The organism is Archangium minus (assembly GCF_044360475.1).
GTDB classification, from domain to species: Bacteria; Myxococcota; Myxococcia; order Myxococcales; family Myxococcaceae; genus Archangium; species Archangium minus.
Window position 1 is genome coordinate 8,249,814 of sequence record NZ_CP043494.1, and the last position, 20,605, is coordinate 8,270,418.

General features: G+C 68.3%; 21 protein-coding genes. 13 read left to right on the plus strand and 8 right to left on the minus strand.

The features are described 5' to 3' along the window. Window positions 1-264 precede the first annotated feature (264 nt). Together F0U60_RS33455 and F0U60_RS33460 are read right to left on the minus strand one after the other, a co-directional pair. Window positions 265-498: a TlpA family protein disulfide reductase gene (locus tag F0U60_RS33455; protein WP_395806069.1), complete on the minus strand. Its 234-nt coding sequence runs from the start codon at window positions 496-498 to the stop codon at window positions 265-267. 75 nt (window positions 499-573) lie between these two features. After that, window positions 574-714 (minus strand): hypothetical protein, encoded by a 141-nt coding sequence (locus F0U60_RS33460; RefSeq protein WP_395806071.1) that lies wholly within the window; start codon window positions 712-714, stop codon window positions 574-576. Window positions 715-777: 63 nt separating this feature from the next. On the opposite strand from F0U60_RS33460, the gene modA reads away from it, so the two are divergent. From modA to F0U60_RS33475, 3 genes are read left to right on the plus strand one after another with little or no spacing between them, the layout of a single operon-like run. Beyond that, the gene (gene modA / locus F0U60_RS33465; RefSeq protein ID WP_395806073.1) at window positions 778-1,593 is read left to right on the plus strand and encodes a molybdate ABC transporter substrate-binding protein; all 816 of its coding nucleotides are present in this window, start codon (window positions 778-780) and stop codon (window positions 1,591-1,593) included. A 3-nt stretch (window positions 1,594-1,596) separates the two neighbouring features. After that, window positions 1,597-2,274: a molybdate ABC transporter permease subunit gene (gene modB, locus F0U60_RS33470; protein WP_395806075.1), complete on the plus strand. Its 678-nt coding sequence runs from the start codon at window positions 1,597-1,599 to the stop codon at window positions 2,272-2,274. Then, window positions 2,256-3,344: an ABC transporter ATP-binding protein gene (locus tag F0U60_RS33475; protein WP_395806077.1), complete on the plus strand. Its 1,089-nt coding sequence runs from the start codon at window positions 2,256-2,258 to the stop codon at window positions 3,342-3,344. The genes modB and F0U60_RS33475 overlap by 19 nt, the downstream gene beginning before the upstream one ends. A gap of 2 nt (window positions 3,345-3,346) precedes the next feature. Here F0U60_RS33475 and F0U60_RS33480 read toward each other — a convergent pair whose 3' ends face one another. Next, window positions 3,347-3,838 (minus strand): response regulator, encoded by a 492-nt coding sequence (locus F0U60_RS33480; RefSeq protein WP_395806079.1) that lies wholly within the window; start codon window positions 3,836-3,838, stop codon window positions 3,347-3,349. Window positions 3,839-4,120: 282 nt separating this feature from the next. On the opposite strand from F0U60_RS33480, the gene F0U60_RS33485 reads away from it, so the two are divergent. The 7 genes from F0U60_RS33485 (at window position 4,121) to F0U60_RS33515 (ending at window position 13,033) form a co-directional block, all read left to right on the plus strand. Continuing rightward, window positions 4,121-4,744 (plus strand): hypothetical protein, encoded by a 624-nt coding sequence (locus F0U60_RS33485; protein WP_395806081.1) that lies wholly within the window; start codon window positions 4,121-4,123, stop codon window positions 4,742-4,744. Window positions 4,745-4,849: 105 nt separating this feature from the next. Continuing rightward, on the plus strand, window positions 4,850-5,776 hold the full coding sequence (locus F0U60_RS33490) for an efflux RND transporter periplasmic adaptor subunit (RefSeq protein WP_395806083.1): 927 nt from the start codon (window positions 4,850-4,852) through the stop codon (window positions 5,774-5,776). A gap of 2 nt (window positions 5,777-5,778) precedes the next feature. After that, window positions 5,779-6,726, plus strand: a complete 948-nt coding sequence (locus F0U60_RS33495; RefSeq protein WP_395806085.1) for an efflux RND transporter periplasmic adaptor subunit — start codon at window positions 5,779-5,781, stop codon at window positions 6,724-6,726. Further along, on the plus strand, window positions 6,716-8,944 hold the full coding sequence (locus F0U60_RS33500) for a peptidase domain-containing ABC transporter (RefSeq protein WP_395806087.1): 2,229 nt from the start codon (window positions 6,716-6,718) through the stop codon (window positions 8,942-8,944). The genes F0U60_RS33495 and F0U60_RS33500 overlap by 11 nt, the downstream gene beginning before the upstream one ends. A gap of 86 nt (window positions 8,945-9,030) precedes the next feature. Next, window positions 9,031-9,309 (plus strand): mersacidin/lichenicidin family type 2 lantibiotic, encoded by a 279-nt coding sequence (locus F0U60_RS33505; protein ID WP_395806089.1) that lies wholly within the window; start codon window positions 9,031-9,033, stop codon window positions 9,307-9,309. A 143-nt stretch (window positions 9,310-9,452) separates the two neighbouring features. Continuing rightward, on the plus strand, window positions 9,453-9,686 hold the full coding sequence (locus tag F0U60_RS33510; RefSeq protein WP_395806091.1) for a mersacidin/lichenicidin family type 2 lantibiotic: 234 nt from the start codon (window positions 9,453-9,455) through the stop codon (window positions 9,684-9,686). Between the two features lie 119 nt (window positions 9,687-9,805). After that, window positions 9,806-13,033, plus strand: coding sequence for a type 2 lanthipeptide synthetase LanM family protein (locus tag F0U60_RS33515; protein WP_395806093.1), 3,228 nt, complete (start codon window positions 9,806-9,808; stop codon window positions 13,031-13,033). 1 nt (window position 13,034) lies between these two features. Here F0U60_RS33515 and F0U60_RS33520 read toward each other — a convergent pair whose 3' ends face one another. Both F0U60_RS33520 and fruA read right to left on the minus strand, forming a co-directional pair. Continuing rightward, complete coding sequence (locus F0U60_RS33520) at window positions 13,035-13,817, minus strand: WecB/TagA/CpsF family glycosyltransferase (RefSeq protein ID WP_395806095.1); 783 nt, start codon at window positions 13,815-13,817, stop codon at window positions 13,035-13,037. A gap of 127 nt (window positions 13,818-13,944) precedes the next feature. Next, the gene (fruA, locus tag F0U60_RS33525) at window positions 13,945-14,634 is read right to left on the minus strand and encodes a response regulator transcription factor FruA (RefSeq protein ID WP_395806097.1); all 690 of its coding nucleotides are present in this window, start codon (window positions 14,632-14,634) and stop codon (window positions 13,945-13,947) included. 496 nt (window positions 14,635-15,130) lie between these two features. Between fruA and F0U60_RS33530 the strand changes: the two genes are divergently transcribed. Next, window positions 15,131-15,646: an Hsp20/alpha crystallin family protein gene (locus tag F0U60_RS33530; RefSeq protein WP_395806099.1), complete on the plus strand. Its 516-nt coding sequence runs from the start codon at window positions 15,131-15,133 to the stop codon at window positions 15,644-15,646. A gap of 63 nt (window positions 15,647-15,709) precedes the next feature. Here the strand turns inward: F0U60_RS33530 and F0U60_RS33535 are convergent, their stop codons facing one another. Further along, the gene (locus F0U60_RS33535; protein WP_395806101.1) at window positions 15,710-16,183 is read right to left on the minus strand and encodes a DUF2267 domain-containing protein; all 474 of its coding nucleotides are present in this window, start codon (window positions 16,181-16,183) and stop codon (window positions 15,710-15,712) included. 156 nt (window positions 16,184-16,339) lie between these two features. Between F0U60_RS33535 and F0U60_RS33540 the strand changes: the two genes are divergently transcribed. Beyond that, on the plus strand, window positions 16,340-17,104 hold the full coding sequence (locus F0U60_RS33540) for an RDD family protein (protein WP_395806103.1): 765 nt from the start codon (window positions 16,340-16,342) through the stop codon (window positions 17,102-17,104). Window position 17,105: 1 nt separating this feature from the next. After that, a complete protein-coding gene (locus tag F0U60_RS33545) occupies window positions 17,106-18,083 on the plus strand; it encodes a stage II sporulation protein M (RefSeq protein ID WP_395806105.1) in 978 nt (325 codons plus the stop codon). On the opposite strand, the gene F0U60_RS33550 is transcribed toward F0U60_RS33545, so the two are convergent. Together F0U60_RS33550 and F0U60_RS33555 are read right to left on the minus strand one after the other, a co-directional pair. Further along, window positions 18,032-19,033: a carbon-nitrogen hydrolase family protein gene (locus F0U60_RS33550; protein WP_395806107.1), complete on the minus strand. Its 1,002-nt coding sequence runs from the start codon at window positions 19,031-19,033 to the stop codon at window positions 18,032-18,034. The genes F0U60_RS33545 and F0U60_RS33550 overlap by 52 nt on opposite strands. Before the next feature lie 105 nt (window positions 19,034-19,138). Beyond that, window positions 19,139-20,575, minus strand: coding sequence for a DUF92 domain-containing protein (locus F0U60_RS33555; RefSeq protein ID WP_395806109.1), 1,437 nt, complete (start codon window positions 20,573-20,575; stop codon window positions 19,139-19,141). Window positions 20,576-20,605 lie beyond the last annotated feature (30 nt).

Here is a 20,605-nt window from a genome sequence, read left to right on the forward strand (position 1 = left end):
CCTGCCCAAAGCCAGAACCGTGCCGGACCGTGGAGGCTCCGCGCTGGCCCCGGGGCTACGCGAACCCTCCATCCCTTTCTTTCGGGAAAACAGCGGGTTGGCGGACCTGTCCGGGTTCGAGGGGTCTTCCGCCAGGGCCGCCCTCCTCTTCGGCTTCAGGCCGCGGAACGGGAGTTCTTTCAGAGCACCCAGAGAACAGAGAGAAAAAACTCCAGCCAGCGTGTTTCCCGGGTGACACCTCGCCGGAGGCGGGAGCGAAGGTCCTCAGCGGGAGGAGTCGAGCAGCTCTTGGGTGCGCTTGGAGAGGAAGCGCTGGGAGCGGGGCCCACTGGCAGCGGCGACGAGCTGGCCCTGGGCATCGACGAAGACGGTGGAGGGCACCTCACGCACGGAGAGTGGGCCGAGCACCTCTCCGGTGACGAGGGCCACCTGGCCCTGGAGCTTCCACTCGGAGATGGCTCGGCGCACACGCGTCTCGTCCGGTTCGAGCGTGAGCAAGAGGAAACCTACCCCCTTGGGCTCGAACTCCTTCCGGACGGCTTCCAGCTCGGGAAACTCCCGAGCACAGGCGTGTCACCTGGGGACCCATAAGTGGATGACCCAGGGCTTGCCGAGAAGCTGCTCGGGGCCGAGGCGTGGACCGTCGAGTAGTTGGACCACGAAGTCCGCGGGCAGGGGCCGGCGCGGCTTGTCCGCCGCGAGCAAGGGGCTCATGAGTGTTGCCCCTACCGGCCCTCTTGTGCGAACCGTGGCACCACACCCGAGGGAAGGGACCGGATGAAGGCAATCGTGAAGGGAGCACTCGCGGCGGGCGTCCTGCTCATTGTCGCAGCGGGTTTCATGGCCGGCCTGCGCTCCCCCTCTCCCACCCCCGAGCGCAAGCAGACGCTGACCATCGCCGCGGCGTCGGACCTGAAGTTCGCGCTGGATGAGTTCCTCGTGGAGTTCCGCGCGAGGCACCCCGACGCGGCCATCCAGGTGACCTACGGCTCTTCGGGCAACTTCCTCGCTCAAATCAGCAACGGTGCGCCCTTCGACGTCTTCCTCTCCGCGGACGTGGCCTACCCGCGCAAGCTGGCCGAGCAGGGTCTCGTGGACGAGAAGGATCCTGTCTTCCTCTACGCCGTGGGCCGCATCGTGGTGTGGGTGCCCAAGGGTTCACCGCTGGCCGTGGAGTCACTCGGAATGGAGGCGCTGCGCGAGCCCGCCGCCAAGCGCATCGCCATCGCCAACCCTCAGCACGCCCCCTATGGCCGCGCGGCCGAGGCTGCCCTGAAGAGCTTGGGTGTCTACGACGCCGTCAAGGACAGGCTGGTGCTCGGGGAGAACATCGCGCAGACCGCCCAGTTCGTGCAGAGCGGCTCCGCGGATGCCGGCATCATCGCCCTGGCGCTCGCGCTGGCCCCCGCCATGAAAGGCCAGGGCCGTTATTGGGAGGTGCCCCTTGAGGCCTACCCCCGTATGGAGCAGGGCGGAGCCCTCCTGAAGCGGGCAGCGGCTCCGGAGCTGGCGAGGCAGTTCCGCGACGAGCTGCTCGGCGCTCAAGGCCGGGCGCTCCTCCAGCGCTACGGCTTCTCCCTCCCGGGGGAGTGACCGATGGACTCCGCCGCCTTCCTGCTCAGCCTCCGCCTTGCCGCGTGGACGACGCTCATCCTCCTGGTCGTGGGCCTCCCCATCTCCTGGTGGCTGGCCACCTCGCGCTGGCGGTGGAAGTTCCTCGTGGAGGCCGTGGTCGCGCTTCCCCTGGTCCTGCCCCCCACTGTGCTTGGCTTCTACCTCCTGATCGTACTCGGCCCGCGCAGCCCGCTGGGTCAGGCCTTCGAATCGCTCGTCGGGCACACCCTTCCCTTCAGCTTCGAGGGCCTGCTGCTGGCCTCGGTGCTCTACAGCCTCCCCTTCGCCGTACAGCCCTTCACCGCGGCGCTGGCGGGCGTGGATCGCCGCCTCATCGAGGCCTCGTGGTGCCTCGGCGTCTCCCGCTTCCAGACGTTCGTGCGCGTCGTGCTGCCCCTGTCCGTCACCGGAATTCTCTCCGGCATGGTGCTCACGTTCGCGCACACGCTGGGTGAGTTCGGCGTGGTGCTGATGGTGGGAGGCAACCTGGAGGGCCGCACGCGCACGGCCTCCATCGCCATCTACGACGCGGTGCAGGCGTTGGACTACGCGTCGGCAAGCAGGACAGCGCTGGTGTTGCTCGTCTTCTCGTTCGTCGTGCTGGCCCTCACCTACGGGCTCCAGCGAAGGGTGTGGGCATCATGGCCGACACGCTCGTAATCGACCTCGAGAAGCGCTTCCGCGGCGGGCCCACCGTCCAGGCCACGCTGGAGCTGCCCGCCACCCCCGGTCGGGTCTCCGTGCTGTTCGGCCCCTCGGGCGCGGGCAAGACGACGGTGCTGCGGTGCCTGGCAGGGCTCGACCGGCCCGATCGGGGCCGCATCCTCTTCCACGGCGAGCCCTGGTGCGACACCGGGGCCCGCGTGTTCCTGCCGCCCCAGCAGCGGCGCGTGGGCCTCCTCTTCCAGGACTACGCCCTCTTCCCCCACTTCACCGCCGAGCAGAACGTCCAGTACGGCCTCTCCCACCTGCCTGCCGCCGAGCGCCGTGAGCGCTCGCGCCCCCTCTTCGCCCTGCTGCGCCTGGAGGGACTCGAAGAGCGCAGGCCACGCGAGCTCTCCGGCGGGCAGCAGCAGCGGGTGGCGCTGGCTCGGGCGCTGGCCATCCGCCCTCGCCTGCTCCTGCTCGACGAGCCCCTGTCCGCGCTGGATGCGCCCTCGCGCGAGCACCTCAGGGGCGAGCTGCGGCGGTTACTCCGTGAGTTGGGCGTGCCCACCGTGGTGGTGACGCACGACAGGCTGGAGGCGCTCGCGCTGGGGGATGACCTCGTCGCCATGGAGGGCGGCCGGGTGTGTCAGGTGGGGCCCGTGGCCGACGTGTTCAACCACCCGGCGGAGCTCGCGGTGGCGCGGATGACGGGCATCGAGACGGTGCTGCCGGGCACGGTGCTGCGGCGCGAGCAGGGGCTGGCCACGGTGGAGGTGGGCCCCCATCACCTCATCTCCCTGGAGCCCCCGCACGAGGGGCGCGCGGTCTTCGTCTGCCTCCGGGCGGAGGACGTCACGTTGGGCCCTCCCGAGGCGGCGCCCACCAGCGCGCGCAACCGGCTGCCCTGTACCGTGGTGTCCCTCGCCCCTGAGGGAGCGCTTGTTCGCGTGGTGCTCGACGCGGGCTTTCCGCTGGTGGCGCGGGTGACGCGCTTCTCCAGTGAGGAGCTGGGGCTCGCCGAGGGGCGGTCCGTCACCGCCTCCTTCAAGGCGCCCTCGGTCCGGCTCGTGCCGCGACCCTGAGCCTACAGGCTCGTCTGGCGCGAGGTGGCCAACGTCAGGGCCGCGTCCCGCAGATCCTCGAGCGCCGCGGACTCATCAAGGATGCAGGCGCCGTGGATCCGCGCCATCCGCTCGCGCAGCTTCGGGCTGGTGAAGGCGCTGTAGAGAATAACGGGCACCTCGGGATGATGAGCGCACAGCCGCTCGAGCGCCGTCAGTCCAGCGTCGCCCAGCATCCGCGCGTTGCCGATGATGAGCTCCGGCGCCTTCGCGGACTCGGAGAAGAGCCCGTCGGAGAGCAGTTGGACGGCATCCCGCGCGTCCTCGACCACGCCGACCTCGAAGCGCTCCCGCACCAGCATGTCGAACATGAGCTGGCGCCGCTCCTTCAAGTTTTCGAGCAACAACACCTGGCCCTGGAACACCACCGAGCGCCTCCGGGGCTCGCCCCAGAAGGAGGCCCGGCCCCTCCGCGATGACTCTCCGTGCTGATTCACCACAGCGTTGACTCCCATGGCGGCCACGCCTCCCCTTCGACAGGCCGTACCAGTAGCAGGAGCCGTGCCGATCTCCCGCGCTGCGTCATGCCTCGGAAGAGGCCCGCAAGGACTAACCATCCCCGATCAGTCTGACCAGGGCGTGGGGCCGGAAAAATGACCCATGTGGCTTTTTTCCACAGTTCGCACAAGGCCCTGTCCCACTTTCCGTGGGGCTCAAAGGGACTGTCGAACACTCGTACAGGACCCAGGTGAGGTGCCTACTACACAAGTCGGCTCCCGCATGCTACTGCACAGGTCATGTCTACCCCATCCTTCGACCCTGTTTCCCTCAAGCCCTCGGATGAAGTCGCGGGTTGGCGCGTCCTCAGTCGCTGGCGTCAGGACGCCTTCAGCATCACCTGGGCGGTTGAGCGTGCGGGCGTGCGCCGTTTGCTGCGCATCGCCTTGCTGCCCCGCGGATCAGCCGAGGCGCAGCACCTGGAGGAGTACCTGGAACGTGAGGCGGGAGCCCTGCGCCTCGTGCGGCATCCCTGCATCATCCGGCTCCACGCGGAGGGGCGCTGGCCGGATCCGGTCCACGGCTTCCGCTACCTGCTCCTGGACTATGCGGAGAACACGACCCTCAAGGACGCGAAGCGACGGGGCATGAACCCGAAGCAGACCGTCGCCATGTTCTCGAAGCTCGCGCAGGTCATCGGAGCCATGCGCCGCGTGCGGCTCAACCATGGCTCCATCCAGACGGACAACATCCTCGTGCGTCCGAACGGGCAGCCGCTCCTCATCGACTTCAGCCGCTCCGACTGGCCGGGCAACCCCTACCCGCCCCTAATCCAAACCGCCACGGGCTTTGGGCGGCTTGAGGATCTCTTCCAGGACAGTACCCCCGACCCCAGCATCCCCAGCAAGCGGTACAGCTCCTGAACCTGAAATGTCACAACACCGCCCTGCCGAGTCATCCCATGTGGGAGCTGCCATGGGAGACACGGAATGCGTCGTTGCGTGCGGAGAATGGCAGTTGGAGGGGGATTGATTTTGCTGGGGAGTGTGGGGGCGTCGGCGCCCGCCCTCGCTCTTCCCGACTCGAGTGGGGACGGCCCTTCGCCCGCCCTGGTGGTGGACGGAGGTGCCGTTTCCCGCTCGGGCACTGGAGAGCCCTTCCTCGGAGTCATCATTCCCCAGGACTCCGTGGAGGTGAGCTCCCGCTTTGACTCGCGGTTGGACAAGCTCGAGGTCGAGGTGGGCGAGGCTGTGCGTGCGGGCCAGGTGCTCGCACGGCTCGACATGCGCTCGCTGCAGCAGGAGTTGGCCGCGGCCGAGGCCTCCCTTCAGGGTTCACGCGCCGAGGAGCAAGCCGCGGCCCTCGCCCTCTCGGAAGCCCGTGCGAAGAAGGCGCGCTACTTCACCCCGCGCGCCCTGAAGCTGGGGGTCTATTCCCGGGAGGAGTTGGACACGGTCCGCTACGCGGAGAGCACCGCCAATGCCCGCCTGCAGGCGGCTCGGGCGCAGACGCTCCAGCGACGGGCCCAGGTGGCCGAGCTGAAGCAGAACCTCGGCGAGGCCACGCTCGTGGCCCCCTTCGAGGGCGTGGTGGCCGCGAAGCACGTCAGCCCGGGGGCCCGCCTGGCTGCGGGACAGCCTGTGCTCAAGCTGCTCGGCACCGGGGGCTGGAAGGTGCGCTTCGCTGTGCCCGAGGACGCGGCGCGGGTGCTCCAGCCAGGCGAGCCCCTGGAGGTGAAAGTCCTCCAGCAAGACGTCTCACTCCCTTGCGAGGTCGAGAGCGTCGCGCCTGAAGTGGATGCCGCGGCCCGCCTGGTCTTCGCCACCGCCGTCTTCCAGCAGCAGCCGCCCCCCGAGGCCTCCTCCGGCATGGTGGTCCATGTCCGTCCGGGGCCCTCGCGGCAGCTCGGTGGGCGGGGCGTGGACGGCTCCGCTCCCACGGGGGCCACACCGTAATCATGGAAGCCTCACAACGGACCCGAATCTTCCGCGAGGAGGCCCTCCGCCACCACGCGGGTGCGCAGGAAGAGGGAGATCTCCTGCGCATCTCCCCCCGGTGGACCCGGTGGACGTACTGGGTGCTGCTCGCCTTGGTTCTCTCGGCGGGCCTCTACTCCGTGTTCGGCACTATTCCCGAGTACGCCTCCGGCCCCGCTGTGGTGAAGGTCGAGGGCCGCAGCGATCTCACCCCGCAGCAGCCGGGCATCGTCGCCTCCGTGGACGTGAAGTCTGGGCAGCGGGTGGAGGCCGGGCAACCCCTGGTGAGCTTCCTCTCGCAGGAGGAGACCGTCACGTTGGAGCGGATTGAGCGCGAGTTCGAGCTGCAGCTCGTCCGGGTACTGCAGGACCCAACGGACGAGGCCGCGCGCCAGTCCCTCACGTCCCTGCGAGCCGAGCGCGAGCTGGCTCAGGCCCGGCAGCAAGCCCGCACGTTGAGGGCACCCCACGCCGGGGTCGTGAACGCCCTGCGCGTGCGCAAGGGCCAGTACGTCAACCCGGGAGAGAACGTGGTCTCCGTGGTCGGCGACGACGTGCGCGTGACGCTGGTGGCCCTGCTGCCCGGTGGCTACCGGCCGAGGCTCGAGCCGGGCAAGCCCTTGCGCGTGGAGCTCCATGGCTTCAGCCACGAGTACCAGACGCTCACCATCGAGTCCGTGGGAGATCAGGTCATCGGCCCCGCGGAGGTCCGCCGCTACCTGGGAGCGGACAGTGGAGATGCCCTTCAGCTCTCGGGCCCCATGGTGCTGGTGAAGGCGCGCATCGACTCGCCAACCTTCACCCTCAAGGGAAAGACGTTCAACTACTTCGACGGGATGCTGGCCCAAGCTGATGCGCGCGTGCGCACGGAGCGCATCCTCGTCACGCTCATTCCGGGCCTGAAGGGAGCACTGGGACATGAGGACTGAGCCCGTCCGGCATCCGGGGCTCACGGAGCGCTTCCCCGCTTTCCGCAACCTGCGCGTGAAGGGCCGTGAGCGCCGCATCCCGCTCGTTCGTCAGCTCTCGGAGCTCGAGTGTGGTGCCGCCTGTCTGTCCATGGTGCTCGGCTATCATGGGAAACCGGTGCGGCTGGAGGAGCTCCGCCAGGCCATGGGCGCGGCGCGAGATGGGGTGTCGGCACTCGACATCCTGCGCACGGCCCGCGCCTTCGGGCTGCGTGGGCGCGGCGTCTCCGTGGACGACGAGGCCCTCACCTACTTGCCCGCCGGCACCATCCTCCACTGGCAGTTCTCGCACTTCGTCGTCTTCGAGAAGCTGGGACGGGACGGCGTTCACCTGCTCGATCCCGGCCATGGTCGGCGCAAGGTATCCCTGGAGCGCTTCCGCCAGTCCTTCACCGGCGTGGCCTTGCTGCTGGAGCCGGGTGAGAACTTCGAGACGGGCAAGAAGCCCCGTCCCCGCTCTGCCGCGAGGTACGCGCTGCAGGTGCTCCAGCAGTCGCACGTCCTCCAGCGCATCATCGTCGTCTCGCTCATCCTCCAGCTCTTCGCGCTGGCAGTACCGGCGCTGACGGGGCTCATCATCGACCGGGTGGTGCCCCGGGGGGACACGCACCTGTTGCTCGTCGTGGGCCTGGGCTTCATGTCGCTGGCCTTGTTCCAGCTCCTGACCTCGCTCATCCGCAGCCACCTGCTGCTCGAGCTGCGCACGCGCATGGACTCGAACATGACGCTCGGCTTCCTTGAGCACCTGGTCGGGTTGTCCTACGCCTTCTTCCAGGTGCGCGCAGCGGGCGATCTCCTGCAACGGCTCAACAGCAACGCCACCGTGCGGGAGATCCTCTCCTCCAGCACGCTCTCCGCCCTGCTCGATGGCACCCTGGTGGTCCTCTACCTCGTGCTGCTGTTCGTGGTGAGCCCGCCCATGGCGCTCATCGTCCTGGGGCTCGGCGGCCTGCAGATCCTCATCCTCCTGCTCTCCACGCACCGCCAGCGCGCGCTGATGTCGGAGAACCTGGAAGTGGAGGCGAAGAGCCAGAGCTACCAGATTGAAATGCTCACCGGCATCCAGACGCTCAAGGCGTTCGGCATCGAGCACCAGGCGGTGCAGCGCTTCTCGGAGAACTTCGTCAGCGTGCTGAATGTGTCGCTGAAGCGGGGCCGATTGTCGGCGTGGGTGGAGTCGCTCACCGGAACGCTGCGGCTGGTGGCTCCGCTGGTGCTGCTCACCTTCGGGGCCCTCCAGGTGCTGGGCGGACACATGACGCTGGGCACCATGATGGGGCTCAACGCGCTGGCCGGGGCGCTGCTCCTGCCGCTGGGCAACCTGGTCACCACCGGCTCCCAGCTTCAGCTGCTGCGCAGCTACATCGAGCGCATCGACGACGTGCTGGACACCGCGCCCGAGAGGGACCCCTCCCGCCCGGGCCGCCCCGTGAAGCTCAAGGGAGGCATCGAGCTGGAGCAGGTGTCCTTCCGTTACTCGGAAACGTCACCGCTGGTGGTGCAGGACGTGTCCGTGCGCATCGAGCCCGGTCAGTCCGTGGCGATCGTCGGCCGCTCGGGCGCGGGGAAGACAACCCTCGCCAACCTGCTGCTCGGTCTGTACCTGCCCACCTCCGGGCGCGTCCTCTTCGACGGTGAGGACCTGATGGAGTTGGATCTGCACTCGGTGCGGAGCCAGATGGGCGTGGTGCCCCAGGAGCCAACCTTCTTCAGCTCCACCCTGCGCGGCAACATCGCCATCACCGACCCGGCCGCCCCGCTGGAGCCCGTCATCCAGGCGTCTCGCCTGGCCCAGCTTCACGACGACGTCATGGCCATGCCCATGGGTTATGACACGCCGCTGGTGGACCGGGGCGCGTCCCTCTCGGGTGGTCAGCGGCAGCGACTGGCCTTGGCCCGGGCGCTGATGCAAAAGCCCGCAGTGCTGCTGCTGGACGAGGCCACCAGCGCCCTCGACGCCATTACCGAGAGCCGCGTGCAACAGGCTCTTGCATCGCTCCAGTGCACCCGCGTCATCATCGCCCACCGGCTGAGCACCGTGGTGGATGCGGACCTCATCCTGGTCATGGACGGGGGCCGGCTGGTGGAGTCCGGGAGGCACCAGGAGTTGCTTCTGCGCGGCAGCGTCTACGCGGAGTTGGTGCGCGCCCAGGTACAAAAAACGGGACGGGTGGAATAACACGGCGTGAGGCCATCACGCGGCGTTCTAGGGCACTCCCTCCAGATGTCAGCACCCCATGACTGGCACCCCCTGGAGGAAGCACCATGAAGAAGGAATTGATCATCCGAGCCTGGAAAGACCCGGCATTTCGCGCCAGTCTTTCCGCCGAGGAGCGCACGGCCCTCCCTGAGTCCCCCGCTGGCAGTTCGATAATCGATCTCGACGAGTCCGAGTTGCTCGAGGTCAACGGTGGGATGGAGTGCCCGGAATACTCAGTCGATACCCTCCGCTGCGCCTACCCCACCTTCCGCAACTGCGGGGAGACGCTCAACTCCTGTGGAATCGTGCGCTGCCAGACGGGAAACGAGTGTCCCTCGCCGTGAGGGCTCCCGCCTGAATCGCCCCCAGCGCCACCGGTGAGCCACAACCGCCGGTGGCGTTGGGTTTTTTATCACAAAGCCTCTCTCGACAGCTCCACCCAGAGGAACCGCGCCCTTGGGCACCTCCCCACCTCGGAGCAGACACCATGAAAAAGGAAATGATCATCAGGGCCTGGAAGGATCCTGGCTTCCGCGCCAACCTCTCCTCGGAGGAGCGTTCCTCCCTCCCCGAGAGCCCCTCTGGTAAGGCATTGACCGAGCTCGACGAGCGTGAGCTGAACGCCATCATCGGCGGAAGGGGCGAGTTGGAGCCCTCCACGGGATGTGTTGGCCCCGCTACGCCGACGTGCGGAATCGTCCTCTGTTCGCCCGATGCGTGAGGCTCACGGTCACGGATGGCTCCTTGCAGGAGCAAAATACCCTCACCCTAGCCCTCTCCCAGAGGGAGAGGGGACATACACGGAGCCGATCCAGACCTCCCCTGGCCCTGGTGATTCCCATGCAAGTCATTGCTCCCGTCTTTCCTTGGAAGAAGGCCACGTTTCTCCATGAGCGGGCGACTGTGAAGGGCGGCTCCCCTCTTTCTGGTCATGACTCGGCTCAGCAGGATGCTGAGCGCCAGGTGCGCGCCTGGCGGCAGCTCATGTCCGGGGATGACGCGACCCTCGAGGAGCGATTGAGGAGCGTGGGACTCGACCGGGAGGACTTCCTCCAAATCCTCCTGCAATCGGAGAGGCAGGAGGAAGGAGTCGAAGACAGTGGTTCCTGGGTTTCCCTCGTCGAAGAGGTCATCGCGCAGCGGTATGCCGGAGAGCCACTGCCCCCCTCGCTTCAGGCCCCCTCCGCTCCGGGTCAGCCCGGATTGTCCTTCTCCGGCGTCCTCCACCCCTTCCTCCGGCTCGCCGCCGCGAGGTTGAGGACGGTCCTGGCCGCACTGCAGGCCCGTTATGGGTTGGAGCATGCGCTGCTGGCGCCCGAAGCTGAGGCCGCCCTGCTCGACGGCCTCGCGCGACGGCTTCAATTCCTGTCCACCCGGACCCTCATCCTCGAGCTCAACGTGGCACGAATGATGGAGCAGCTCCCCGGCAACACGCCTCAAGAGCGCTTCCATTACTTCTCCACCGTCCACGTCCAGGAGCCACGGGTCCTCTTCGCCCTGCTGGAGGAGTACCCCGTCCTCGCCCGGCTCTTGGCCACCAGCACCGAGCGGTGGCTCGCTGTGACCCTGGAGCTCCTCGAACGCATCGCCACGGATCGCGAACAGCTCAGCCACACGTTCCTCGGAGGCCAGGACCTCGGGTTTCTGGTCAACGTCCACACCGGCATCTCCGACCTCCACCGCGAAGGACGCAGCGTCGTCCTGCTCCGGTTCAGCTCCGGCCTGCGGCTCGTCTACAAGCCGAAGTCACTCGCCGTGGATGTCCACTTCCAGCAACTCCTCCAGGCACTGAATGCGTGGGGCGCGCGACACCCGCACCGCGTGCTTACCGTGCTGGACCGCGGCCCCTATGGCTGGGTCGAGTGCGTGGAGGCCTCGGGTTGCGACTCGCGCGAGGCCCTCCAGCGCTTCTACTGGCGTCAGGGCAGCTCGCTCGCCCTGCTCCACATGCTGAACGCGGTGGACTTCCACCTGGAGAACCTCATCGCCGCCGGGGAGACGCCCGTGCTCGTGGACCTGGAGGCGCTCTTCCACCAACGGCGTCCCCTCGACGCGGGGGGCTCGGCCCGGGAACGCGCCTGGGCGCTGCTGGACCGCTCCATCATCTCCGTCGGTATGCTGCCCATGCTCATCTTCGGCCAGGCCGGACGCGCGGGCATCGACATGAGCGGATTGGGCGGAGAGGCCGGCCAGTTGTCACCCACGGCCGTGCCCATGGTGGAGGACGCCCACCGTGACACCATGCGCATGGTCCGCCGCCAAGGTCGCACGTCTGGCTCCCACAACCGCCCCCTGCTCCACGGCCAGCCGGTGGATGCCTCCGACTTCACCGAGGACATCGTCCAGGGCTTCGAGGAGACGTACCGGCTCCTCCTGCGCCACCGCGAAGCGCTCGCGCCCCGCCTCCGGGCTTTCGCCGACGTGGAGGTTCGCCACATCGTGCGCGCCACCCAGCGCTACGCACTCCTGCTCCAGGAGAGCGTCCACCCTGACTTCCTCCGAGAGGGCCTGGAGCGAGACAAGGTCTTGGACAACCTCTGGGCCGAGGCCTCTTTCATGCCCGCGCTGCGGCGGCTCGTCCCCTATGAGCATGCGGACCTGCGGCTCGGAGACATCCCCCTGTTCACCACGCGTCCCGGCCAGCGCCACCTGTGGAGCAGCTCCGGCGAGTGCATCCACGACTACTTCCCGCGCGACAGCCTGTCCGAGGTGCTGGAGCGGCTCGCACACATGGATGAGAGGGATTGCGCCTGGCAGGTGTCCCTCATCCGCAAATCGATGGTCTCCCTCGACAAGAGCCGGGGCGCTCCGCGTCCGCTCACCCGCCCTGCGCAGCGCACCTCCCTTCCTCCCGCCACGCGCGAGGACTGTCTCGCCGCTGCGACCGCCATCGGAGAGGACCTTGTGGCCAAAGCCATCCACGGCGGGAAGGACGTCTCCTGGATTGGCATGAGCTTGGAGGACCTGGGGCGGTGGCGCTGGAGCCTCGCGCCGATCGGAAGCGACGTGTACGAGGGCGTCGGCGGGCTCGCCCTGTTCCTCGCATTCCTCGCCCGGGAGACCGGACGCGCGGACTTCGAGGAGCTCGCCCGCTCCGCCGGTGAAACGGTGCGCAATGTCTGGCGCAACCCCGACCCGACCGAGGCCGGCGTGGGCGCCTTTGTCGGCCGATCCTCCGCTGCCTACGTGCTCGGCCACCTGGCCGCCCTCTGGAATCAACCCAGCCTGCTGGACGAGGTGCTCACGGGGATTCCAGCCCTGGAGCCCCTCATCGACACCGACACCCGGTTGGATCTACTCAGCGGCTCCGCGGGGTGCGCGCTCGTCCTGCTCGGGCTGCACGCCCGGGCCGGGGACGCACGGCTGCTAGACGCCGCGAGACGATGCGGGGAGCGGCTCCTCGTCACCGCCTTGCCCTGCCCCGAGGGAGGCGTGGGCTGGAAGGGCCCGGCCGGAGCGCGGCCCCTGGCGGGTTTTTCCCATGGGGCGGCTGGCATCGCCTATGCGCTGCTGGAGCTGGCCTCCGCCACGAACGACTCGCGCTACCGGGAGCTCGCTCACCAGGCACTTGCCTATGAGCGCGCGCTCTTCGCACCCGAGCGTGGCAACTGGAAGGATTTGCGTGAGCCGGAGGAAGGCCAGGAAAGCGCCAGCCCCGGCTTCATGGTGGCGTGGTGCCATGGTGCCCCGGGCATCGCCCTCGGGAGGCTCTGCTCGCTGAGGCACCTAGAGGGGGTAGAGGTCCGCGCGGAGCTCGAGACAGCCCTCACCACCACCCTGCGTGAAGGCTTTGGCGGCAACCACTGCCTCTGCCACGGGGACTTGGGCAACGTGGAGCCGCTGTACCTGGCCGGAGCGGTGCTCGGAGAGCCGCGGTGGATCCGCGCCGCCCTGGAGCGCGCCGCCCACGTCATCCACCAGGGGCGCAAGCGCGGCTGGCTCTGCGGGCTACCCCGGGGCGCCGAGACCCCGGGGTTGATGATGGGCCTGGCTGGCATCGGCTACGGCCTGCTGCGGCTCGCAGCCCCGGAGCGAGTGCCCTCCGTGCTCACGCTCGCAAGGCCCTGACTCAGCGCCGAGCCATCAAGAGGACGCGCAGGAACGCCACGCTCCGGCGCACCCACCTCACCAGCGACGCCAGCACCTGACGGGGGCGTGACACCCGACGCCCATTCACCAGCGACTCCAGCGCCTCACCCGTCCCGACCAGCACCGCCGAATTCAGCCGCCCGGCGGCGTACTGGCAGAACAACTCCTGCTTGGGTGTCGCCATGGACACCAGCACCAGGTCCGGCCGCGTCAAGGCCATGCGCTCGAGCAACCTGTCCACCCACGGGCCCCGCCCGTCTGCGGGCACTCCCGGCACGGCCACGCCCACGGCGACCAGCCGGTACCGCTCTCGCAGCACGCACGCCGTCCACTCCGCGACACCCGGCCGCTCCGCCACCACCAGAACCCGCCAGCCCCGAGCGCTCGCCAGCCCGGCCATCGCGGGCAACCACTCCTCGCCTGCTCGCTCCTCCGGCAGGGGCGAGCCGATCACCCGGGCCGCCCGCACCAGCGCCTCACCCCCGGCCAGCGACAAATCCGCCGTGGAGAGCGACTCGCGCAGGGCGACATGCTCCTGCGCCAAAGCCACCTGCTCCACGTCTGGCGTGACGATGCGGCCCCCCTGCCCGCCCGCCACGAGCCCCTCAATGGACTGGAGCACCTCGCTCAGGCGTCCCATATCCAACGGGACGTGACCGATGCGCACACGCGGGAAAGCCCGTCCTGGCTCCCGCTCCAGCATCCTCGGCGCCGGAAGCGCCAACCCGCTTCGTGGCGTTTCCAGCCCGACAACCCCGTTCATCACCCTCCTCCTCCTGGCGCCCTCAATGGGCCGAGACAGTGGTGGCACGCACCACGATCTGCCAGTGGGGTCTGACGTATTCGATTCCCGGGGCTGACAGGGTGACATCCCCGGGAATTCGCCGACGCTAGAGATCCGGTGGCGGTCGGACTCCCAGGTGACACGCGCGCAACGCCAGCTGGGTCCGGTTCTCTGCCCCCAGCTTCCGGTACAGCTGCGTCACGTGGGATTTCACCGTTCTCTCGGCGATCTGCAGGTGCGCGGCGATCTTCAAGTTGTCCGCGCCTCCTGCCACGTACGCCAACACCTCACGCTCCCGCTGCGTGAGGGTGAGCAGCACGCTCGCCGTGGACGAGGCCACCGGTGGATGCTCGAAGTCGTTGCGCAGCAGCTGCACCGGGAAGAGCTTCTCTCCGCGTACCAGGGCATTCACCGCTGTGCACACCGCGTTCGTCGTCAGGCTCTGTCGGAAGAGGTAGCCCGAGGCCCCCTCCTCGAAGCATTGCGAGACGAAGTCCTGGGCGTTCGCGGAAGACAGCACCAGCATCCGCACCTCCAGGCGGCGCTTGCGCGCCTCACGCAAGAGATTCAACCCCTCCGTGGCCGAGCACCCCATGTCCGCGTTGCCCTCAGGCTCCACGTCCAGGATGGCCACTTGCGGCGGATCCGTCCCGATGCCATCGAGGAGCGTCCTGACGTCCCGAGTCACCCACAGGACGTTCAGCCCTTCTCCCCGGAGTCCATCGGCCAATCCCTGCCAGGCCGCCCATGGTCCTTCCAACACTCCAACACGTACATCCGCTTGATTCGTTGCCATGCGAAGGCCCCCCAGCCGTCATGGCGTACTGCCTCATCTGAGATAAATCGTGGCCGGTCCCGAGTTCACCCTGGCTCCTGATGTGGATTGGACTGTGCCTCTCCGCCAGGGTGGTCGTTCTACCGGCCAACACCTTCCATCACCTGTTGCTGTTCTTGCTCTCCGAGAGTCGCACCTCCGACGTCTGCTGGAAAGATTCGACCCATCCATACCACCGGCGCACCCACCGTGCGACCGAGGCTCCCCACGAATGTTCATCTAAATGGCTTACGTCCAGTCCCGAGCCACGCCAATTTGCCGTTGAGTGTGCACGGCAATACCCAAAATTCCGGAAGCTGTTGGCTGTTGGGCGATTGCGTGCGCTGCCGACGGAAGGGCTGGCGAACAGGGAGCGGCCTCACAGTGCTGCTGCTTGTGTGACTTCATCCCCGCTCTACCCTGAATGTGGGGGTCGCACTCCAGTCAGGTGCGACCCGAGCACAAGGAGGGAAATGTCATGGCTGATCTTCCAGTGCGTCGTGGAAGCGGATCCTCTCCGGTGAGTCGGTGGACACGCGGGTTCGATCCGTTTGAGCAGATGAGGGAATTGATGGGGTTCGATCCCATCGAGCAGATGGGTCGAATCATTGGTGGAGGAGGCGAGCCGTCGTGGAACTTCATCCCGGCGTTCGAGGTGAAGGAGACGAAGGACTCCTACATCTTCAAGGCGGACCTGCCAGGCGTGAAGGACGACGACCTGGACATCACCCTCACGGGGGACCGCCTCACCATCAGCGGGAAGCGGGAGACGGAGCAACGAGAGGAGTCGGATCGCTTCTACGCCTACGAGCGGAGTTATGGCTCCTTCAGCCGCTCGTTCACGTTGCCCGAGGGCGTGGATGTGGAGCACTGCAACGCCGAGCTGAAGGACGGAGTGCTCAACCTGCGGCTGCCCAAGCTGCCCGAGGTGCAGCCCAAGCGCATCCAGGTGGGCACCAGCGACGCCAACAAGCAGGGCAAGGCGAAGGCCTGAGCCCGTTGAAGCACCACGAGGGGGCCTGGGCACGAGGCGCCGGCCCCCTCTTTTCTCACCAGGTCAGATGGCGCGATGCCACAGCTCGCGCAGATCCATGGGCAGCTGGCCGATGACGTCTTCGATCTCCCCTTCCGAGACCTGATCCCTCACCGCGGAGAAGACGGCGCGGATCTGCCGCTCGGCCTCGGTGGCGTCCACGCCCAGGTCCTCCGACACCATCTGGATGAAGCCGTCCCTGCCGAACTTGCTGGCCGGCTTGCCCACGTGCCGCTCGCACCGCACCAGCAGATCTTGCAGCTTGCCGGGAAGCTGGGCTTCCAGGTGCGCCGCCTCCTCGCCGAAGAGCCGCTGCTCCAGCACGCAGAGCACCGAGACCGCGGCACGCTCTGCCTCTTCCTCGTTCATCGAGCCGATGACCGCGAGGTTGCCCAAGAAGGCCTTGTACGTCTGGTTGCGCCGAGTCTCGCTCCGTTGCTCGCGCCGCGCTTGGAGGTCCTTGTTGATGTCCATTCCGGTCCGATCCGTATCCGCCATATGAGCCTCCCTCGGAGGTGGGTGTTTCCACCGTTGTCCCCATGACCTTGGCAACGCCCCCACATGGCGTGCAGCGGGGGGCGAGAAGGGGGGGGTCCCCTCCCGGCACGACGAGGGGCGGCCCTGCGGGCATGTTCCGGGTAAGCTCCTGGGAGAATGGATTCCGCCGCTTCTCCGAGCCTCGATGTCGCCACGCCCGAGCGGGTGTCGCTCTCGCTTCCCGTGGCCGGCATTGGCTACCGGTGTCTCGCCTATCTGGTCGACCTCTGCCTGCTCTTCCTCTTCTGGGTCGTCGCCTACTTCACCTTCACCCTGCTGGTGAGCGACGTGCTCGGCTTCTTCGAGGGGCTGTCCGGCTTCACGCAGACCCTGATGGTGGTGGGGGTGTTCGCCACCCAGTGGGTGTACTGGACGCTGGCCGAGGTGCTCATGGGCGGGCAGACGCCGGGCAAGCGCCTCGTTGGCATCCGGGTGGTGCGCGTGGATGGCTCGCCCGTGGGCGTGCTGGAGAGCGCGGTGCGCAACCTGGTGCGGGTGGTGGACGCCATCCCCGTCTTCTACGCCGTTGGGATTCTCAGCGTGCTGCTGACACGCCGACACCAGCGGCTGGGGGATCTCCTCGCCGGCACCCTGCTCGTGCGCGAGGAGCGCATCGATCTGGATAAGTACACGGCTCCCGCGGCCGAACTGTCGGCCATGCCCGCTCCTGTCCGCTCGGTGCGGCTCGCCACGGAGGACCAGGAGCTCATCCTCTCCTTCCTCACCCGAGCGCCGGGGCTTGAGCCCGCGGCCCGGATGCGACTGGGGACGAAGCTGGTGGAACGGTATGGAGGGCTCGACGAGGCGGAGCGCGCTGCCGTGCTCGCCTCGCCCGCGGCGATCGAGGCCTTCCTGCGGGCCCGCGTCCAGACGGAGCGCTGACATGGCCACCCCGCTGCCCGCCTTCGTCTCCCGCCGCCGCCCCGACTGGGACGCACTGAAGGAGCTGCTCGCCCGGCAGCGCGCGGGCGCCCTGCGCCTGGAGGAGCTGCGCACGCTCGATGTCCTGTACCGCCGGGCGGCTTCGGATCTGGCGCACGCGCAGACGTTCTACGCGGGCACGGACGTGCACCGCTTCCTCAACCAGCTGTGCGGCCAGGCCTACGCCGCCATCTACCAGCCGCCGCGCGAGCGGCTGGCGTCCACCCTGGCCTTCTTCCGCCACGACTTCCCACGAGCCCTGCGCGCCAACGGTGCCTTCGTGGCCGCCAGCGCGGGCCTCTTCCTGCTGGGCATCCTCCTGGGGGCGGTGGTGGTGCTGTTGGAGCCACGGGGGGCGGAGCTGCTCGTCCCCGAGAACCTGCGCGACTACATCGCCCGGAAGGAGATGTGGACGGACGGCATCCTCTCGGTGGCGCCGCCCAACGCGGTGGCCTCGGGCATCGCCACCAACAACCTCACGGTGCTCATCGTCACCTTCGCCTCGGGCCTGTTGCTGGGGCTCGGCACGGTCTTCGCGCTGCTCAACAACGGCGTGCACCTGGGCTCGGTGGCCGCGCTGTGCGTGCACGAGGGCATGGGCCCCAAGCTGTTCGACTTCATCGCCGCCCACGGGCCCGTGGAGCTGTCCATCATCATCATCGCCGGCGGCGCGGGGCTCATGGTGGGCCAGGCCCTCATCGACCCCGGCGAGCTGCCCCGAGGTCAAGCCCTGGCCCAGCGGGGGCGCGAGGCCGTGAAGCTGGTGCTCGGCTGTGCGCCCTTCCTCGCCCTCATCGCCGTGGTGGAGGGCTTTGTGTCCCCTGGTGACTTCTTCCCCTCGTGGGTGAAAGGCGTGCTGGGCCTGACGCTCGGGGCCTTCTTCTGGCTCTACCTGCTGCGCGCCGGCAGGGGCGAGGCCACGTCTCGCGGAGCCTCCTGACGGAGGAACGTCGTCACGGGCCGCTCGCGCTCGTCCACCTCCAAGCGGAAGATGTCAGGCCGCGCGTAGTGGCCACAGGGATCGAAATCGAGCCGCGCACGGGTCAGCAGGCCCAGGTCAAGGTCGGCCGTTAGCACGCCCTCCTCGTTCCACAGGGGACCCGCGAGCACCTCACCGAAGGGAGAGATGATGACGCTGCCACCCCGGGACAGGACGTGGGGAGCGTCTTCGGGCAGGGCCTCCTCGCGCAGGACCTCCGCCGGGTACATGTCGCGGGTGACGAACTGGTTGCACCCGAGCACGAAGCACCTGCCCTCGCTGCCAATGTGACGCATGGTGGCCTGCCACGTGTCGCGGCTGTCGGCCGTCGGGGCGAGATAGATGTCGACGCCCTTGGCGTACATCGCCGCCCGGGCCAGCGGCATGTAGTTCTCCCAGCAGATGAGCCCGCCGAGCCGGCCAAAGGGCGTGTCCACCGTGGAGAGTGTGCTGCCATCGCCCTCACCCCAGATGAGCCGCTCGGAGCCGGTGGGCTTGAGCTTGCGGTGCTTCGCGAGCAGCACACCGTCGGGCCCGAAGTAGAGCTGCGTGCAGTAGAGCGTTCCGCGCGTGAGGCGATCCCGCTCGATGACGCCGATGGAGAGGTAGACGCCGTGCTCGCGAGCGATTCCGCCGAGGCGCTCAATCGAGGGACCGGGGATCTCGACGGACTGCTCGTTGTAGAGCTGCCACAAGCGTCTGCCGGCCTCGCTCCGGCTGCCCACGATGAAGCCGAAGCTGAGTCCCCGGGGATAGGCGGGGATGAAGGCCTCGGGAAAGAGCACGAGGCGCGCGCCGGCGCTGGCTGCACGCGCGGTCCACGAGGCGACACGATCGAGCGTTCCCTCTCGGTTGAAGAGCACGGGAGCAGCCTGGACGACTGCAACGCGAACCTGCTGGGTCTGAGACATGCGGCGGAAGATAGGCCAACGTCGGGGACCTGGGGCGCTGAGTCACACGCGGGTGACGACTACCCTCACCCCCCGCCCTCTCCCAGAGGGAGAGGGAGCGCCGCTCTACGCCCAGAAGGCCAACAATGCCCCCGCGGCGGTGGCCACCACGTTGACCGTGTCATTGCCCAACCAGGAGAAGCCTCGAAGAGGCCGCGCAGGCCGGCCGCAGCGGTGCACCCTGCGCTCAGTCTCGCGTGAGCAGGCGTCACACCAGCGCACGTCCTGCACCGTGGCGCCCAGGAAGCTGTCCACCAGCGAGCCCACCACCCCGGCGACCACAAGCCAGGGGACGAGCGACCACCGTGCCCCGGCGATCGCGGCCACCAGGCCGACGAAGGCGGCACCCGCCGTGGCGGCCAGCATCCCGGCTCCCGATACGGCACCGGACGTCCCAGGCGGAACCGTCCGCAGCGTGGTGACCAGCCTCGGTGGCGAGCGCGAGAGCACCCCCAGCTCGGTCGCCCACGTGTCCGCATTCGCGGCGACCAGCGCCCCCAGCATGGCCAGGCCGTAGCGCTGATCTCCCGTGGTGCCCAGCAACACCGCCGCCAGCGCCGCGACGCCTCCATTGGCCAGGGCCTGTCCCAGGTCTCGCGTCCCCGTCTTGGCGTACTCCGCCTCCACGCCGGCCTTCCGGGCACGGAAGGTCTTGGAGAGCGCGCTGGAGGAGATGAAGAAGCCCAGCAGCGCCGCGGTCCCCACCGCCCCCGCCAGCCCGAAGACAGGTGTGCCCACGAGGATGGCGCCCAGCACCCCGCTCGGGCTGAGTGAGCCCCGGGCCCAAGACGCCACACCAATGACAAGCGCCACCACCGAACCCACGCCGAGCCCCCAGGCATGCTCGGGTGGGACCAGAGCGAGAACAGCCCCCGCGGCCAGCGGCACCCAGAGGTTGTCCCGGCCCTTGGTACCGAGCGCCTCGACGCAAGTCGCCACCACGGCGCACAACGCGGCCAGCGGCACCTTCGGCATGTCCGGCGCGACGCCCGGCATCCACGTCAGCGTGGCCAGCACGGCCACGAAGGTGCCAGCGCACATGGCCAGCGAGCCCTCCAGGCTCTTGTGCTCCCCACCGAGTGTCTCATACCGGTGACGTCCGAAACGCCGGCCCACCAGCGAGGCCAGGGCATCTCCCACGGTCATGGCCATGACACCGCCCGCCGCAACCGCGGGCCTGTCCCACGCCAGCCACACCAGTGCCGAGAAGGCCACCGGGAACCAGACCGTGCCCAGGTTATCGGGCTCGGTCTCCACCGACTTCAGCAGGCGCTTGCGATGGATGAGCCAGTTGGCCACCACCGCCGTCAGCGAGGGCACCACGGCCAGCGTCCGGCTCTCGAAGAGCCACAGCGCGCCGAAGATCCAAAAGCCCACGCTCACGTGGATGACCTTGCGCGCGAGCTCGCGCGACAGGCCCAGCCGCAGGGCGCCCTCACCCGCGACGACGCAGACGCCGATATACCCGTAGGCCCAGAGGAGCGCCTGGATGTCCTGACTCATGGCGGCCGATTGTAGTCGGCCTCCGAGCCC

Coding starts and splice junctions, on each gene's coding strand:
- F0U60_RS33460 (WP_395806071.1), bottom strand. CDS start 714: ATGAGCCCCTTGCTCGCGGCGGACAAGCCGCGCCGGCCCCTGCCCGCG.
- modA (WP_395806073.1), top strand. CDS start 778: ATGAAGGCAATCGTGAAGGGAGCACTCGCGGCGGGCGTCCTGCTCATT.
- modB (WP_395806075.1), top strand. CDS start 1,597: ATGGACTCCGCCGCCTTCCTGCTCAGCCTCCGCCTTGCCGCGTGGACG.
- F0U60_RS33475 (WP_395806077.1), top strand. CDS start 2,256: ATGGCCGACACGCTCGTAATCGACCTCGAGAAGCGCTTCCGCGGCGGG.
- F0U60_RS33480 (WP_395806079.1), bottom strand. CDS start 3,838: ATGGGAGTCAACGCTGTGGTGAATCAGCACGGAGAGTCATCGCGGAGG.
- F0U60_RS33485 (WP_395806081.1), top strand. CDS start 4,121: ATGTCTACCCCATCCTTCGACCCTGTTTCCCTCAAGCCCTCGGATGAA.
- F0U60_RS33495 (WP_395806085.1), top strand. CDS start 5,779: ATGGAAGCCTCACAACGGACCCGAATCTTCCGCGAGGAGGCCCTCCGC.
- F0U60_RS33500 (WP_395806087.1), top strand. CDS start 6,716: ATGAGGACTGAGCCCGTCCGGCATCCGGGGCTCACGGAGCGCTTCCCC.
- F0U60_RS33505 (WP_395806089.1), top strand. CDS start 9,031: ATGAAGAAGGAATTGATCATCCGAGCCTGGAAAGACCCGGCATTTCGC.
- F0U60_RS33510 (WP_395806091.1), top strand. CDS start 9,453: ATGAAAAAGGAAATGATCATCAGGGCCTGGAAGGATCCTGGCTTCCGC.
- F0U60_RS33515 (WP_395806093.1), top strand. CDS start 9,806: ATGCAAGTCATTGCTCCCGTCTTTCCTTGGAAGAAGGCCACGTTTCTC.
- F0U60_RS33520 (WP_395806095.1), bottom strand. CDS start 13,817: ATGAACGGGGTTGTCGGGCTGGAAACGCCACGAAGCGGGTTGGCGCTT.
- fruA (WP_395806097.1), bottom strand. CDS start 14,634: ATGGCAACGAATCAAGCGGATGTACGTGTTGGAGTGTTGGAAGGACCA.
- F0U60_RS33530 (WP_395806099.1), top strand. CDS start 15,131: ATGGCTGATCTTCCAGTGCGTCGTGGAAGCGGATCCTCTCCGGTGAGT.
- F0U60_RS33535 (WP_395806101.1), bottom strand. CDS start 16,183: ATGGCGGATACGGATCGGACCGGAATGGACATCAACAAGGACCTCCAA.
- F0U60_RS33540 (WP_395806103.1), top strand. CDS start 16,340: ATGGATTCCGCCGCTTCTCCGAGCCTCGATGTCGCCACGCCCGAGCGG.
- F0U60_RS33545 (WP_395806105.1), top strand. CDS start 17,106: ATGGCCACCCCGCTGCCCGCCTTCGTCTCCCGCCGCCGCCCCGACTGG.
- F0U60_RS33550 (WP_395806107.1), bottom strand. CDS start 19,033: ATGTCTCAGACCCAGCAGGTTCGCGTTGCAGTCGTCCAGGCTGCTCCC.
- F0U60_RS33555 (WP_395806109.1), bottom strand. CDS start 20,575: ATGAGTCAGGACATCCAGGCGCTCCTCTGGGCCTACGGGTATATCGGC.